Origin of the sequence: Roseateles sp. DB2 (assembly GCF_051857535.1) — a bacterium.
Taxonomy (GTDB): Bacteria; Pseudomonadota; Gammaproteobacteria; order Burkholderiales; family Burkholderiaceae_C; genus Roseateles_B.
Genome location: NZ_JBPZGY010000004.1, coordinates 453549 through 467471, shown reverse-complemented (window position 1 = coordinate 467471; position 13923 = coordinate 453549). Strand labels below are relative to the sequence as shown.

Genomic DNA, 13923 nt, shown 5'->3' with positions numbered 1-13923 from the left:
GATGCGGTCTCCTTATTGCAGCGCGGGGGCGCTGGCGGCGGCGCTGGCCACGCGCGGGGCGCGGCTGTCGACGACCTTGGCCGAGGCGCCGTCGCGCAGGTTGTCGAAGCGGGCGGCCAGGACCTGGTCCTCGGCCTTGAGGCCCTGCAGGATCTCGATGCGGCCTTCGCGGGCGTCACGCCGGCCGGTGGTCACCACGCGGCGGACCAGGGTGCCCTTCTCCAGCACCCACACATGATCCTGGCCGGAGGCGTTGATCACGGCCGTGGCCGGCAGGGTCATGCGCTGGGCGTTGTCCGGCAGCTCGACGCGGGCGACGGCGTACTGGCCGGCACGGAAACGCTCCTCGGGGTTGGCAATCTCCAGGGTCACGCCGATGCTGCGCGTACCCGGCTCGGCCGCAGGGGCGATGCGGGAGATGCGGGCCTGCACGGGCTGCTCGTCCCCCTCCACCTTCACGGCCACGGCCATGCCGGGCTTCAGTCGAGCGACCTCATGCGTGCCGACCAGGCCGGCCAACTCCAGCTTGCCCAGGTCCACGATGCTGAGCACCTGCTGCTCGGCGCTGAGCTTCTCGCCCGGCACCGCATGGCGCTTGGCCACGACGCCGCTGATGGGCGCCACCAGCGAGGCCAGGCGCAAGCTGCTCTGCGCCGTCTCCAGCTGGGCCTTGGCGGCCAGCCACTGTCCGCGGGCGGCCTCCATGCTGGCGCGGAAGTTGTCCAGCGCGGTGCTGGAGATGAAGGCCTTGGCGGCCAGGTCCTCGTTGGCCTTGTAGCTGCGCTCGGCCTGCTGGAACTGGGCCTGCGCGGCCTCCAGACTGGCGCGGCGCTCGGCCACGCGGTAGCGCAGCTCTTCCAGGTCCAGCTCGCCCAGGCTCTGGCCGTTGCGCACGCGGCTGCCTTCGGCCACATGCAGGTTCAGCAGCACGCCGCTGGCCTTGCTGCGCACCACCACCGTGTTGGGCGCCACCAGGGGGCCGGAGAACTCGATGCTGCCGGGCATGGTGGCCATCTGGGGCTTGGTCACCTCGCGGGAGGCGAACTCCAGCGTGGCTTCCTTCTTCTTGTCGTCCTTGCTGCCGGCCTTGGCGCCGTCCTTGGAGGCCTGCTTGCTGTCCGTGGCCTTGTTGTCGGACTTGCCGGCGTAGACAGCCGCCCCTGCGCCAGCACTCAGGACGACGACGGCCGCCCCTCCCCACACCAGCCAGCGATTGCGCTTCTTCTTGTCCATGTGTCTCTCCATTGCTGCAGGGTTACCGCGAGTGTCTAACTGCGGCGCAGTCTAGGAAGAGCACAGTGAGCTTGCAGCGCGCCTGCGACGAAGCGCGCAAAAGAGGGGCCAGGGCGTCGCCAGCCAGGATTTGCCGTCGCAGCTGGGGACGAGCTGCAGAAAAACAAGACCGGGCTGCAGCCCGGTCCTGGATCAGCCGCGCTGGGCCGGGATGGGCGACAGGGCGTGCCGGACGTCACCGCACTGGGCGCGGTGGCGCAGCGCGTGATCCATCAGGACCAGGGCCAGCATGGCCTCGGCGATGGGCGTGGCACGGATGCCCACGCAGGGGTCGTGGCGGCCGTGGGTCACGACCTCTGTCACCTGGCCGGCGCGGTCGATGGAGGCCTTGGGCAGACGGATGGAACTGGTCGGCTTGATGGCGATGGACACGCGCAAGTCCTGGCCCGTGGAGATACCGCCCAGCACGCCGCCCGCATGGTTGCTGGCGAAGCCCTCGGGCGTGAGCTCGTCGCCGTGCTCGCTGCCGCGCTGGGGCACGACGCCGAAGCCGTCGCCGATCTCCACGCCCTTGACCGCATTGATGCCCATCATGGCGAAGGCGATGTCGGCGTCCAGCTTGTCGAAGAGCGGCTCGCCCAGGCCCACCGGCACGCCCGTGGCCTGGACCTCGATGCGCGCGCCGACGGAATCACCGGACTTGCGCAGCGCGTCCATATAGGCCTCCAGCTCCGCGATCTGGCTGACGTTGGCGGCGAAGAAGGGGTTGCAAGGCACATGCTCCCAGCCCTCGAAGGCGATGGGCAGTTCGCCCAGCTGGGTCATGTGACCGCGGAACTCGGTGCCGTACTGGGCCTTGAGCCATTTGCGGGCCACGGCGCCTGCACCCACCATGGGGGCGGTGAGCCGGGCGGAGGAACGGCCACCGCCTCGCGGGTCGCGCAGGCCGTACTTGCGCCAGTAGGTGTAGTCGGCGTGGCCAGGGCGGAAGGTATCCAGGATGTTGCCGTAGTCCTTGCTGCGCTGGTCGGTGTTCTGGATCAGCAGGCAGATGGGGGCGCCGGTGGTCTGGCCTTCGTAGACGCCGGAGAGGATCTGCACGGCATCGGGCTCATTGCGCTGGGTCACATGGCGCGAGGTGCCGGGGCGGCGGCGGTCCAGCTCGGGCTGGATGTCGGCCTCGCTCAGTTCAAGCCCCGGCGGGCAGCCGTCAATCACGCAGCCAATGGCAGGGCCGTGGCTTTCGCCGAAGTTGGTGACACGGAAGAGTTCGCCAAAGGTGCTGCCAGCCATGAAAAATCCAGGGTCAGTCCCCGGCAGGAGCGCCCGGGCATGCCCTGGATTCTATGGTGCGGCCCCGGGGCTGCAGGCCCGGCGGGCTTGGCAATCAGCGGCTCAAAGCTTCGGCTCGTGCGAAGCACCCTCTTCCTCGACCGGCCAGTCGCGGATGTAGGCCTTGAGCATGCGGTTCTCGAAGTCCTGGCTGTCAACCACGGCCTTGGCCACGTCGTAGAAGGAGATCACGCCCATCAGCTGGCGCCCGTTGAGCACGGGCATGTAGCGGGCATGGCGGCCCAGCATCATGCGGCGGACTTCGTCGATCTCGGTCTCGGGGGTGCAGGTGAGCGGGTGGTCGTCCATGACGGAGCGGACCAGGGTGGTACCCACGCTGCCGCCATTGCGCACCACGGCAGCGATCACCTCGCGGAAGGTCAGCATGCCCACCAGCTCGCCGAACTCCATCACGACCAGGGAACCCATGTCCCGCTCGGCCATGGTGCCCAGGGCTTCGGCCAGGGGTTGCTCGGGCGGGACGGTGTACAGGGCATTGCCTTTGACGCGCAGGATGTCGGCGACTTTCATGTGTTTTCTCCTCGACAGGCGGGCAGATCAGAATTGCGTCCAACATAGCACACAATGCCGGCATCCTGAAACCACGAAAGACAGCATGTCAGGCTACGGCGATCCCGGCTTCGACACCCTGGCGCTTCACGCGGGGGCGGCACCCGACCCCAGCACCGGCGCACGGGCCGTCCCTCTGCATCTCAGCACCTCCTTCGTCTTCGAAAGCGCCGAGCACGCGGCCTCGCTCTTCAATATGGAGCGCGCGGGCCATGTCTACTCGCGCATCTCCAACCCCACGACGGCCGTCTTCGAGGAGCGCATGGCCGCCCTGGAAGGAGGAACCGGCGCCATCGCAACGGCCAGCGGGCAGGCGGCGCTGTTCCTCGCGATCAGCACACTGGCCCCGGCGGGCAGCCACATCGTGGCCTCGAGCGCGCTCTATGGCGGCTCGCACAACCTGCTGCACTACACGCTGAAGCGCTTTGGCATCAGCACCACCTTCGTCCGGCCCGATGATCTGGACGCCTGGCGCGCCGCCATCCGCCCCGAGACCCGCCTGCTGTTCGGCGAGACCCTGGGCAACCCCGGCATGGACGTGCTGGACATCCCCGGCGTGGCCGCCATCGCCCACGGAGCCGGTCTGCCCCTGCTGGTGGACGCCACGCTGACGCCCCCAGCCCTGCTCAAGCCCCTGCAGCATGGTGCGGACCTGGTCTTCCATTCCGCCACCAAGTTCCTCTGCGGTCACGGCACCGTGGTGGGCGGCGTGCTCGTGGACAGCGGCAACTTCGACTGGCAGGACGCCTACGAGCGCAGCAGGGCCGCGGGCCTGGCTCGCTTTGCCGAGCTCTGCGAGCCCTACGAGGGCTTCCACGGCATGGTCTTCAGTGAAGAGAGCACGACAGGCGCCTTCCTGCTGCGTGCCCGCCGCGAGGGCCTGCGTGACTTCGGCGCCTGCATGAGCCCCCACACGGCCTGGCTGATGCTGCAGGGCCTGGAGACACTGTCCCTGCGCATGGAGCGCCATGTGGCCAATGCGCAGAAGGTGGCCGAGTTCCTCGCCGGGCAGACGCAAGTGAGCCGCGTGGCCTATCCGGGTCTGGCCTCCCACCCCGGCCATGCGCTGGCCCAGCAACTCATGCCCAAAGGCGCGGGCGCCGTCTTCAGCTTCGACCTGAACGGCAGCCGCGAGCAGGGCCGCCGCTTCATCGAGAGCCTGAAGATCTTCTCCCACCTGGCCAATGTGGGCGACTGCCGCTCCCTGGTGATCCACCCGGCCAGCACCACCCACTTCCGCATGGACGACGCCGCGCTGGCCCAGGCCGGCATCACGCCAGGCACCATCCGCCTTTCCATCGGTCTGGAAGACGCCGACGACCTGATCGCCGACCTCAAGACCGCCCTGAAGATCGCATCCAAGTGAGCGCCACGCCATGCAAGTGACTGTCCAAGGCCGCGAGGCCTATGCCTACACCGGCGGGCGCGACTTCGACCCCGCCCTTCCCTCTCTCGTCTTCGTCCACGGTGCCCTGCATGACCACAGCGTCTTCACGCTGCTGGCCCGCTGGTTCGCCCACCACGGCTTCAGCGTGCTGGCCGTGGACCTGCCCGGCCACGGCCGCAGCGAAGGCCCCGCCCTGCCCAGCGTGGAAGCGGCTGGCGCCTGGGTGCTGGACTTGCTGAGCGCGGTCGGCATTGAGCGTGCCGCGCTGGGCGGCCACAGCATGGGCTCGCTGATCGCGCTGGAGGCCGCGGCCCGGGCCCCGGAACGCGCCAGCCACCTGCTGCTGCTGGGCACGGCCTTCCCGATGAAAGTCTCCGAGGCGCTGCTGGGCACGGCCGCCGAGGCGCCGGAGAAGGCCATGACCATGGTCAATGTCTTCTCCCACAGCACGCAGGCCGCCAAGCCCGGCTATCCCGGCCCCGGCAGTTGGCTGCATGGCGGCAACATGGCCCTGATGCGGCGCACGCAGACCCGTTCCAGCGAGGCCAACCTCTTCCTGCACGACTTCCAGGTCTGCGACCGCTATGCAGGCGGGCTCGAAGCGGCAGCGCGCGTCGCCTGCCCCAGCCATGTGCTGGCGGCCGAACGCGACGTGATGACCGCGCCCAAGCAGGCCCAGGCCCTGTCGCAGGCGCTCAAGGCCCAGGTTCACCGCATCCCGGGCGCCGGCCATTCGATGATGGCGGAAGCGCCGGACGCCGTGCTGGCCGCCCTGCGCCAGGCCCTGTCCTGCTGAGGCTCAGCGGCCGGCCGGGAGCTGGCGCTGCAGCCCCAGCTTGAACTGCTCCCACTGGTTGCCGTTCAGGTGCTCGGCCCGCACGAAGCTGAGCCGCCAGTCGGTCCAGTCGGTGCTCGTCGGTACCGCATGCTCGGCATGCAGGAGCTGGCCCTGCAGGCTGCTGACCAGCAGGCCGGTCTTGCCATCGAAGACGGGACCGGCGATGCGGTACTGATGCGTGGGGCGTCCCTGCCAGTCCCGCTGGCCCAGGTACTCGAAGCGGGCCTCATCCACCAGGGCCGGCTCGCCCTGGCGTCCCGGCCGGTTGGGATCCACCAGGCTGAGCCGGAAGCCCTGCTCCGGATGTCGCAGCATGGGCAGCAGCGGCGCCAGCGAGGCCAGGTCGAAGCCCCAGACATGCAGGGGCAGCGCGCCACCATTGAGCTCGACGGAGCCGCCCTTGGCAAAGTGCACCGTCAGCCGCGAGGCCTGCGCTGAGGCATCCGCGCTGAGGGTGGGCTGGCGCTCGCCCTTGACCAGATTCCATTGCTGCATGTGCACGGGCATGGCGCGCGCCAGGTCCAAATCGGCATGGACCTCCACCACGTCCTCGCCCGGCAGCCACTTGAGCACCTCGACGTGGCTGGGGCTGGCGAAGTAGATGGCGAAGTGCCAGGCATCGCTGCCATCGCGGTTGGACTTCTCGTAATGCCACACGGTGCCCGCGGCCACCGATGCGCCGGCTTCACGTGAAAAAGCCGAGGACTGCGCCTGCGCCAGGCCGGGCAGCAGGCTGAGGCCCAGGATGGCCAGCAGGCCCTGCCGGGCCGGCGTGGACAGTGAGGTGGGCGAACGGGCTGAAGAGAAGGGCATGTTGCAAGAGGTTCTGGATGCGATGCCGCGACCTTAGCGATCGCCACCCAAAGACACGAGCGGCACACGACCAAGCGCAGGACGGCGAGGACAGGCGGTGCCGCCCCCGGCCACCGCCCCTGCGCCCCTGCGCCCCTGCGCCCCTGCGCCCCTGCGCCCCTGCGCCCCTGGTACCGCCCCGGATGCCAGGATGCCAGACCTGCGCTTCAATGCAGGCACCGCCCCCTCGCCTTGCAGGAGTCACCATGGCCCAGGACGCCCTCGCCTCCATCCGCAGCTTTGCCGAGTTCTACCCCTTCTACCTGGGCGAGCACAGCAACAGGACCTGCCGCCGCCTGCACTTCCTGGGCTCCAGCCTGGCCCTGCTGTGCCTGTGCTTGCTGCTGGTGACAGGCCAGCCGCTATGGCTGCTGGCCGGACTGCTATGCGGCTACGGCTTTGCCTGGATCGGTCACTTCGGCTTCGAGAAGAACAAGCCCGCCAGCTTTCGCCGCCCCCTATGGAGCTTCATGGGCGACTGGCGCATGTACTGGGAGATCTGGACCGGCCGCATCTCCTTCTGAGCAGCAAGCGCAGTGCCGGGCGCAGTGCCGGGCTCAGTGCCGGTACGCCAAGCCCACGGACAGGCCGGGCTGGCGCCGCGTCTGCACGAGGGGGCTGGCAGCGGCCGCATCCAGCAGCCGCCCTTCACTCCAGCTGGCCACCAGCACCCATCGCGGGCTCAGGGCCTGCATGTAGCTGAGGTTGACGTAGCCCTGCGTCAAGCCGCTGCCAGGCGCATAGCTACGGCCCAGCCGTTCGGCGGCCTCGCTGCCCTCGGGCACACCGAAGTAGCTCTGCAAGTGGCGCCGATCGGAGGCCGACAATCCCAGCCCCAGTGCAAGCGAGGCATGTCCGCTGCGATAGAGGCTGCGGCTGAAGTCCACACTGCACTCTGTACCGCCACGGTGGTTCAGCAGATCGGGCGAACAGGCGGCGCTGAGGGTCCACTGCGGGCTCAGCTCGACCTGCAACTGCAGGCGGCCTCGCAGGGTCCGTGGCACGTCGGGCAGGCCCCGGGTGATCGCGGCCTGGTCACTGTTGCGGCCGCTGTCGATGCGCAGGCCCAGGCCCAGCTTCCAGTGCTCGCCTCGCAGCCAGTCACGCGAGGCCCCGGGCCCCGGGCCGGCGGCGTCGGAGCCAAAGCCCATCATCGCCCCGGTGCCGGCGGTGGTGATGCGCCAGCGCCCCCAGTAGAGCGCCCACAAGGGGGTCAGGCCTTGCTCCTGTCGGCGCGAACCGGGGTATTCGGAACCGCGGGAGACGCGCAGGCCCAGCAGGTAGCGTGGCTCGTCGGGCTTCGGCGGGGTGGCAGCTTCGCCAGCATGGGCCGGCGCGGCGAGCAGAGCCGTCATCACCAGGCCCAGCGCCAGTTGCCGGGCGCCGAAGCGAGGCCATTGCCCCCTGGTGTCGCAGATCCGCTGGCTTTGAACCATGGGCCCAGCTTAGCAGTTGCCGTGCCGGCTTCGGTGAGCAGCCCTGCACGGAAGCGGGAGCGCCGTATGCCTTGCCGTCTGGTTCAGGCCTGCAGCAGCGGCTTGAGGTTGACAAGCATGTCATCGACCATGGCCGAGAGGTCGAACTGCGGCTTCCAGCCCCAGTCGCGCCGGGCCACGCTGTCGTCAATGGACTGCGGCCAGCTGGCGGCGATCTGCTGGCGGAAGTCGGGCGCGTAGCTGATCTGGAAGCCGGGAATGCGGCGGCGGATCTCGGCAGCGATCTCGGCCGGCGTGAAGCTGCAGCCTGCCAGGTTGTAGGAGCCGCGCTCGGTGATGGCCTCGGCCGGGGCCTCCATCAGCTCGATGGTGGCTCGCAGGGCGTCAGGCATGTACATCATGGGCAAGGCCTGCCCCTCTTCCAGGAAGCAGCTGTAGCTGCCGGCCTTCAGCGCGCTGTGGAAGATGTCCACGGCATAGTCTGTCGTGCCGCCGCCGGGCGGGGTCTTGTAGCTGATCAGGCCCGGGTAGCGCAGGCTGCGCACATCCACGCCGTGCTTGGCGTGGTACCAGGCACACCAGCGTTCGCCGGCTTGCTTGGAGATGCCGTAGACGGTGGTGGGGTCCATCACCGTGCTTTGCGGCGTCATCACAGCCGGCGTGCTGGGGCCGAAGGCGGCGATGGAGCTGGGCCAGAAGATGCGGTCCAGCTTCTGCGTGCGGGCCAGCTCCAGGACATTGAGCAGGCCCTTCATGTTGAGGTCCCAGGCCCACATGGGGTGCTTCTCGCCCGTGGCCGACAGCGCAGCGGCAAGCAGATAGATCTGCGTGATCTCATGGCGCTTCACGGCAGCGGCGATGGCGGCGCCATCGGTGGCATCCAGCATCTCGTGCGTCAGCGACTTCACGCGACCCTCGGGGGCGAGGTCGCTGGTGATGACGTTGGCATTGCCATGACGAAGGGCCAGCTCTTGCGCCAGCTCGGTGCCGATCTGGCCATTGGCGCCGATGATGAGGATCTTGGTTTGGCGGCTCATGGGTGGGCTCTTGAGGGGTACTGCGGAAGTCGGGGTCTGGCGGCCGGGTTCAGGCCGGGATGAGGCCCAGCTCGCGCCCGGCCTGCGTGAAGGCGGCCACGGCCTTCTCGAGATGGTGGCGTTCGTGCACGGCCGAGATCTGCACGCGGATGCGGGCCTGGCCCTTGGGCACCACCGGGTAGAAGAAGCCCACGGCATAGACGCCCAGCTCCAGCAGGCGCGCGCTGAGCTGCTGCGCCTTGACCGCGTCATAGACCATGATGGGCGTGATGGGGTGGGTGCCGGGCTTGATCTCGAAACCGGCGGCCTGGATGGCCTCGCGGAAGTAGGCGGTGTTGGCCTCCAGCTTGTCGCGCAGCTCGGTGGAGCCCTCCAGGATGTCCAGCACGGCGATGGAGCCGCCCACGATGCTGGGTGCCACGGTGTTGGAGAAGAGATAGGGGCGCGAACGCTGGCGCAGCAGCTCGATCACTTCCTTGCGGCCGGTGGTGAAGCCGCCCGAGGCGCCGCCCAGGGCCTTGCCCAGGGTGCCGGTGATGATGTCGATCTTGCCGAAGACGCCGCGATGCTCGTGCGTGCCGCGGCCGGTCTTGCCCAGGAAGCCGCTGGCATGGCATTCATCGATGCCCAGCAGCGCGCCGTGGCGGTCGCAGATCTCGCGGATCTTGTCCAGCTGGGCAATGGTGCCGTCCATGGAGAAGACGCCATCGGTGAAGACCAGCTTGAAGCGCGCGCCGGCTGCGTCTGCTGCCTGCAGCTGGGCTTCGAGGTCAGCCAGGTCGTTGTGCTTGTAGCGGAACCGCTTGGCCTTGCACAGGCGGATGCCGTCGATGATGGAGGCGTGGTTCAGCTCGTCGCTGATGATGGCGTCCTGCTCGCCCAGCAGGGGCTCGAAGAGGCCGCCGTTGGCGTCGAAGGCGGCCGCGTAGAGGATGGTGTCCTCGGTGCCCAGGAAGCGGGCGATGCGCTGCTCCAGGGTCTTGTGGATGTCCTGGGTGCCGCAGATGAAGCGCACGCTGGAGAGGCCGTAGCCATGGGTGCGCAGCGCCTCGTGGGCGGCCTCGATCACCTTGGGGTGCGAGGACAGGCCCAGGTAGTTGTTGGCACAGAGGTTGATCACCTCGCGGCCCTCATTCGTCTGCACCACGGCGCCCTGGTGGCTGGTGATGATGCGCTCGTTCTTGAAGAGGCCGGCCTCGCGGATGGACTGCAGTTCGCTGCGCAGGTGGGCGTAGAAGTCTTCAGCATTGGCCATGTTCGGTCTCCTGGGGCACAATCCGTTAAATCGAATTCAGTTCACTATATCGAACTTTCGTGCAGTATCTGGGAATTGCATCCCAGGGTCAAGTGAACCAGCTCGCACTGCAGGCTCTTCTGAAGGTCGCTCCCATGTCCGTCCCGCATCCCGACAGCCTTGAACCGCCGCGCGTCGGCGCCACCCTGCAGTCGCTGCGCCAGGCCCAGGGCCTCTCGCTGGACGAGCTCTCGCGCCGGGCCGGCGTGTCCAAGAGCATGCTCTCGCAGATCGAGCGAAACCAGGCCAATCCCACCGTGGCGGTGGTGTGGCGCCTGGCCAATGCCCTGCGGGTGGAGCTGTCGGAACTGCTGGGCGGCGAGAAGCCTGCCGCGCCGGCCATCGAGGTGGTGCCGGCCCATGGCATTCCCGGCATGAGCAGCCCGGATGGCAAGTGCCTGCTGCGCATCCTGGGCCCCATCGACATGGCTGGCCAGTTCGAGTGGTACGAGCTGACTGTGCAGCCCGGCGGTGCGCTGGAATCCGGTGCCCATGAGCCGGGCTCGCGCGAGCACCTCAGCGTGCTGGGGGGCCAGTTGGAGGTCTCGGCCGGCAACACCACGCAGAAGCTCAAGACCGGCGAGACGGCGCGCTATGCCGTGGACGGCCCGCATGCCATCCGCAACACCGGCAAGCAGGCCGCGACGGCGCTGCTGGTGGTCATCCATCCCTGAGCGCCCCTGACCTGTCACTTCATGCCAGCCCCCGAGGGGCTCAAGAAGACTTGGTGCAGCCCGGGCTTTCCTCCCCGGCATTCCCTGGCGATCGGGCGAAGGCGCTCAGAGCAGCTCGGACAGGCGGATCCGCGTCCAGTCGCTGCGGGCCCAGAGCAGGGCCAGGGACTCGCTGTGCTCGGCCAGCAGTTGCCTGATCAGCGGCGCGGCCGGCGTGTGGGTGGGCTCGCACAGCAAGGTCAGGCGCTGGGCGCCGGCTTCTTCCAGACGGCCGACCAGGCTCATCGCGATGAGGGTGTCCACCACGGGTTCCAGCTGCAGGGCATCCACCCGCAGCGCTGTGGCCAGGGCCAGGCTGCTGGCCCCGCCCTCCCCTGCATCGCGCGCGCGGCGCAACTCGCGGATCACCTCCAGGGCCAGCTCGAAGGCCAGGCCCGGGGCGTCCCGCCGCCGCAGCATCTTGTGGGTGAGCGCCGGCGCATTGGCCGCCAGGATGGCGCCCAGCAGCACGATGGCCCAGGCCACATAGATCCAGATCAGGAAGATGGGCACCGTCGCGAAGGCGCCATAAAGCGTCGAGAAGGTCGGCACCTGCTTCACGTACCAGGCCAGCAGACCCTTGGCGAGCGTGAAGGCCAGCGCCACGAAGACCCCGCCCAGGATGGCATGGCGCCAGCGCACATGCGTGTTGGGCACGTAGTGGAACAGCGCGGCCATGGCGGCGGCCAGCACCACCACGTCCATGCTGTTGAGCACCACGGAGAGCCCCTGGGGCAACTTGTCCACCAAGCCCTGGCCTGCGGAGATGGCATAGCTGGTGAGCGTGAGGCTGCCGCCCAGCAGCAGCGGGCACAGCGTCATGGCTGCCCAGTAGACCAGCACCCGCTGCGCGATGGGCCGCGGCTTCTGCACCCGCCAGATGGCGTTGAGGGTTCGGTCAATGGTGAGCATCATCGCGCTGGCCGAGAAGCCCAGCGCGACCAGGCCCACCACGCCGAGTTTGTTGGCCTTGGCCGCGAACTGGGTCAGCGAGGCCAGCACCGGCTTGGCGATATTGGGCGGGATCAGGCTCTTGAGGAAGTACTTCTCCAGGGCCGCCTGAAAGGCCGAGAACATGGGAAAGGCCGTGAACAGGGCCAGCATCACCGTCAACAGGGGCACCAGCGAGATCAGTGTGGTGAAGGTCAGGCTGCCCGCGGTGAGGCCCAGACGCTCTTCCTTGAATCGCACCTTGAAGGTCTGCAGAGTCTGCAGCCAGGGCCAGCTGATGAATTCGTCAAAGAACCCGTGGATCAGGGCGATGGGGTTGTGGATGCCGCCCTCCTGGCGGCGGGGGCTGTCCTGGCGGCCCTGGTCTCGGCTCTCGTTGCGGCTCTCTTCACTCATGCTGGCTATGATGCCAGCCATGTCAAGCCACCCCACCGCCCCCCTGCCCCCGACGCCCCGCGCGGCGCCCAGCAGCGCCGAGACGCTGTCGCGCAACCTGGCCTTCTACAGTCTGCTGGCGCTGTTCGTGCTGTGCCTGGCCTGGGAGCTGTGGCTGGCCCCGGTGGGCCGCGGCACCCTGGCCATCAAGGCCCTGCCCCTGCTGGTGCCCCTGGCGGGGCTGTGGCGCTACCGGCTCTACACCTTCCGCTGGCTGAGCCTCATGGTCTGGCTCTACGTGGCCGAAGGCCTGGTGCGAGCCACCAGCGACCGAGGGCTCTCCGCCTGGCTGGCGGGCCTGGAGGTCTTGCTGGGCGTGCTGATCTTCGTGGCCTGCTCGATGCAGGTGCGCCAGCGCCTGGCGGCCGCCCGTGCGGCGAATGCGCAGCCGGAGGCCTGAATGAACGGGCCTGAGCGCGAGGACTTCCTGGCACAGGCCCGCCAGCTGATCGGCGTCGAGCAACTGCTGACCGGCGAAGGGCTGGACGCCTACGAGAAGGACTGGCGCAAGCGCTACGCCGGCCGCGCCCTGGCCGTGGCAAGACCTGGCACCACGGCCGAGGTGGCGTCGCTGGTGCGCCTGTGTGCCGATCGGGGCGTGAGCCTTGTGCCGCAGGGTGGCAACACCGGGCTGGTCGGTGGCGGTGTGCCGGACAGCAGCGGTGAGCAGTTGCTGCTCTCGCTACGCCGCCTGCGCCAGATCCGCCAGGTCGATCCGGTCAACCTGACGCTCACCGCCGAGGCCGGCTGCCTGCTGGCCGAGGTCCAGGCCGCAGCGGCTGGGGCGGGCCTGCTCTTCCCCCTGAGCCTGGGCGCCGAGGGCAGCTGCACCATCGGCGGCAACCTCGCCACCAACGCTGGTGGCACCCAGGTGCTGCGCTACGGCAATGCCCGCGAGCTGTGCCTGGGGCTGGAGGTGGTGACGCCGCAGGGCGAGGTCTGGCAGGGCCTGTCCGGCCTGCGCAAGGACAACAGCGGCTACGACCTGCGCGACCTCTTCATTGGCAGTGAAGGCACGCTGGGCGTGATCACCGCCGCCACACTCAAGCTCTTCCCTGCCCCACAGGCCTGCATGACGGCGCTGGCGTCCTGCCCCACGCTGGAGGCCGCCCTGGCCTTGCTGAATCGCGCCCGGGCTCGGGCCGGCGCCACGCTGACGGGCTTCGAGCTGATCAGCCGCTTCTGCCTGCAACTGGTAAGGCGCCATTTTCCGCAGATCCCCCAGCCTCTGGCCAACGATGCCGGCGCACCCTGGGCAGTGTTGCTGGAGCTGTCCGACCACGAGGACGAGGCCCATGCGCGCGAGCTGCTCGAAGGCCTCCTCGGCGAGGCCCTGGAGGCCGGCGAGGCCCTGGACGCGGCCGTGGCTCAGTCCATGAGCCAGGCGCAGCAGCTCTGGCACCTGCGCGAGAGCATCCCGCTGGCGCAGAGCGAGGAAGGCCTCAACATCAAGCACGACATCGCTCTGCCCATCTCGGCCATCCCTGCCTTCGTGGCAGAGTGCGAGGCGGCCCTGCAGACCCACTGCCCCGGCGTTCGCCTGGTCTGCTTCGGCCATCTGGGTGACGGCAACCTGCACTTCAACGTGCAGTCGCCCGCGGGCATGGACCCTGCCGCCTTCCTGCGCGCCCAGGAGCCGGCCATCAACGCCCTGGTCTACGAGCGCGTGCTGCAGCGCGGCGGCTCGATCTCAGCCGAGCACGGCATCGGGCAGCTCAAGCGCGAGCAGTTGGCCCAGACCAAGGACCCTGTCGCCCTGGCCCTGATGCGGCACATAAAAAAGGCCCTGGATCCCCAGGGCCTCCTGAATCCGGGCCGGCTGCTCTGAGCCTGCCCGGCGCCATG

The 13923-nt window shown here is 68.8% G+C and carries 14 protein-coding genes; 6 read left to right on the top strand and 8 right to left on the bottom strand.

Features of this window, described 5'->3' with window-relative positions; genetic code table 11:
* Window positions 1–12 precede the first annotated feature (12 nt).
* From ACS5PK_RS09470 to ACS5PK_RS09460, 3 genes are all read right to left on the bottom strand, one after another.
* A complete protein-coding gene (locus ACS5PK_RS09470; protein ID WP_439439979.1) occupies window positions 13–1233 on the bottom strand; it encodes an efflux RND transporter periplasmic adaptor subunit in 1221 nt (406 codons plus the stop codon).
* Window positions 1234–1425: 192 nt separating this feature from the next.
* Window positions 1426–2526, bottom strand: coding sequence for a chorismate synthase (aroC, locus tag ACS5PK_RS09465; protein WP_439439978.1), 1101 nt, complete (start codon window positions 2524–2526; stop codon window positions 1426–1428).
* A gap of 102 nt (window positions 2527–2628) precedes the next feature.
* On the bottom strand, window positions 2629–3096 hold the full coding sequence (locus ACS5PK_RS09460) for a CBS domain-containing protein (RefSeq protein ID WP_439439977.1): 468 nt from the start codon (window positions 3094–3096) through the stop codon (window positions 2629–2631).
* An 85-nt stretch (window positions 3097–3181) separates the two neighbouring features.
* Between ACS5PK_RS09460 and ACS5PK_RS09455 the strand changes: the two genes are divergently transcribed.
* Window positions 3182–4501, top strand: a complete 1320-nt coding sequence (locus tag ACS5PK_RS09455; protein WP_439439976.1) for an O-acetylhomoserine aminocarboxypropyltransferase — start codon at window positions 3182–3184, stop codon at window positions 4499–4501.
* A 10-nt stretch (window positions 4502–4511) separates the two neighbouring features.
* Entirely contained in the window at window positions 4512–5318 is an 807-nt protein-coding gene (locus tag ACS5PK_RS09450) for an alpha/beta fold hydrolase (protein ID WP_439439975.1), read from the top strand.
* A 3-nt stretch (window positions 5319–5321) separates the two neighbouring features.
* On the opposite strand, the gene ACS5PK_RS09445 is transcribed toward ACS5PK_RS09450, so the two are convergent.
* The gene (locus ACS5PK_RS09445) at window positions 5322–6173 is read right to left on the bottom strand and encodes a hypothetical protein (protein WP_439439974.1); all 852 of its coding nucleotides are present in this window, start codon (window positions 6171–6173) and stop codon (window positions 5322–5324) included.
* A 245-nt stretch (window positions 6174–6418) separates the two neighbouring features.
* On the opposite strand from ACS5PK_RS09445, the gene ACS5PK_RS09440 reads away from it, so the two are divergent.
* A complete protein-coding gene (locus ACS5PK_RS09440; protein ID WP_439439973.1) occupies window positions 6419–6736 on the top strand; it encodes an Mpo1-like protein in 318 nt (105 codons plus the stop codon).
* Window positions 6737–6769: 33 nt separating this feature from the next.
* On the opposite strand, the gene ACS5PK_RS09435 is transcribed toward ACS5PK_RS09440, so the two are convergent.
* The 3 genes from ACS5PK_RS09435 to kbl all read right to left on the bottom strand — a co-directional run bounded on the left by ACS5PK_RS09435 (window position 6770) and on the right by kbl (window position 9940).
* Entirely contained in the window at window positions 6770–7648 is an 879-nt protein-coding gene (locus ACS5PK_RS09435) for a MipA/OmpV family protein (protein ID WP_439439972.1), read from the bottom strand.
* A gap of 83 nt (window positions 7649–7731) precedes the next feature.
* Window positions 7732–8685, bottom strand: a complete 954-nt coding sequence (locus ACS5PK_RS09430) for an NAD-dependent epimerase/dehydratase family protein (protein ID WP_439439971.1) — start codon at window positions 8683–8685, stop codon at window positions 7732–7734.
* Window positions 8686–8734: 49 nt separating this feature from the next.
* Complete coding sequence (gene kbl, locus ACS5PK_RS09425) at window positions 8735–9940, bottom strand: glycine C-acetyltransferase (protein ID WP_439439970.1); 1206 nt, start codon at window positions 9938–9940, stop codon at window positions 8735–8737.
* Between the two features lie 134 nt (window positions 9941–10074).
* Here kbl and ACS5PK_RS09420 point away from each other — a divergent pair, with 134 nt between their 5' ends.
* Window positions 10075–10653: a helix-turn-helix domain-containing protein gene (locus ACS5PK_RS09420; protein WP_439439969.1), complete on the top strand. Its 579-nt coding sequence runs from the start codon at window positions 10075–10077 to the stop codon at window positions 10651–10653.
* Window positions 10654–10758: 105 nt separating this feature from the next.
* Here ACS5PK_RS09420 and ACS5PK_RS09415 read toward each other — a convergent pair whose 3' ends face one another.
* Window positions 10759–12039, bottom strand: coding sequence for a YihY family inner membrane protein (locus ACS5PK_RS09415; RefSeq protein ID WP_439439968.1), 1281 nt, complete (start codon window positions 12037–12039; stop codon window positions 10759–10761).
* A 19-nt stretch (window positions 12040–12058) separates the two neighbouring features.
* Here ACS5PK_RS09415 and ACS5PK_RS09410 point away from each other — a divergent pair, with 19 nt between their 5' ends.
* Window positions 12059–12478 carry a DUF2069 domain-containing protein gene (locus tag ACS5PK_RS09410; RefSeq protein WP_439439967.1) on the top strand — a complete coding sequence of 140 codons (420 nt, stop codon included), beginning with the start codon at window positions 12059–12061 and terminating at the stop codon, window positions 12476–12478.
* On the top strand, window positions 12479–13906 hold the full coding sequence (locus tag ACS5PK_RS09405; protein ID WP_439439966.1) for an FAD-binding oxidoreductase: 1428 nt from the start codon (window positions 12479–12481) through the stop codon (window positions 13904–13906).
* The last annotated feature ends 17 nt before the right edge of the window (window positions 13907–13923 follow it).

Coding starts and splice junctions, on each gene's coding strand:
- ACS5PK_RS09470 (WP_439439979.1), bottom strand. CDS start 1,233: ATGGACAAGAAGAAGCGCAATCGCTGGCTGGTGTGGGGAGGGGCGGCC.
- aroC (WP_439439978.1), bottom strand. CDS start 2,526: ATGGCTGGCAGCACCTTTGGCGAACTCTTCCGTGTCACCAACTTCGGC.
- ACS5PK_RS09460 (WP_439439977.1), bottom strand. CDS start 3,096: ATGAAAGTCGCCGACATCCTGCGCGTCAAAGGCAATGCCCTGTACACC.
- ACS5PK_RS09455 (WP_439439976.1), top strand. CDS start 3,182: ATGTCAGGCTACGGCGATCCCGGCTTCGACACCCTGGCGCTTCACGCG.
- ACS5PK_RS09450 (WP_439439975.1), top strand. CDS start 4,512: ATGCAAGTGACTGTCCAAGGCCGCGAGGCCTATGCCTACACCGGCGGG.
- ACS5PK_RS09445 (WP_439439974.1), bottom strand. CDS start 6,173: ATGCCCTTCTCTTCAGCCCGTTCGCCCACCTCACTGTCCACGCCGGCC.
- ACS5PK_RS09440 (WP_439439973.1), top strand. CDS start 6,419: ATGGCCCAGGACGCCCTCGCCTCCATCCGCAGCTTTGCCGAGTTCTAC.
- ACS5PK_RS09435 (WP_439439972.1), bottom strand. CDS start 7,648: ATGGTTCAAAGCCAGCGGATCTGCGACACCAGGGGGCAATGGCCTCGC.
- ACS5PK_RS09430 (WP_439439971.1), bottom strand. CDS start 8,685: ATGAGCCGCCAAACCAAGATCCTCATCATCGGCGCCAATGGCCAGATC.
- kbl (WP_439439970.1), bottom strand. CDS start 9,940: ATGGCCAATGCTGAAGACTTCTACGCCCACCTGCGCAGCGAACTGCAG.
- ACS5PK_RS09420 (WP_439439969.1), top strand. CDS start 10,075: ATGTCCGTCCCGCATCCCGACAGCCTTGAACCGCCGCGCGTCGGCGCC.
- ACS5PK_RS09415 (WP_439439968.1), bottom strand. CDS start 12,039: ATGAGTGAAGAGAGCCGCAACGAGAGCCGAGACCAGGGCCGCCAGGAC.
- ACS5PK_RS09410 (WP_439439967.1), top strand. CDS start 12,059: ATGTCAAGCCACCCCACCGCCCCCCTGCCCCCGACGCCCCGCGCGGCG.
- ACS5PK_RS09405 (WP_439439966.1), top strand. CDS start 12,479: ATGAACGGGCCTGAGCGCGAGGACTTCCTGGCACAGGCCCGCCAGCTG.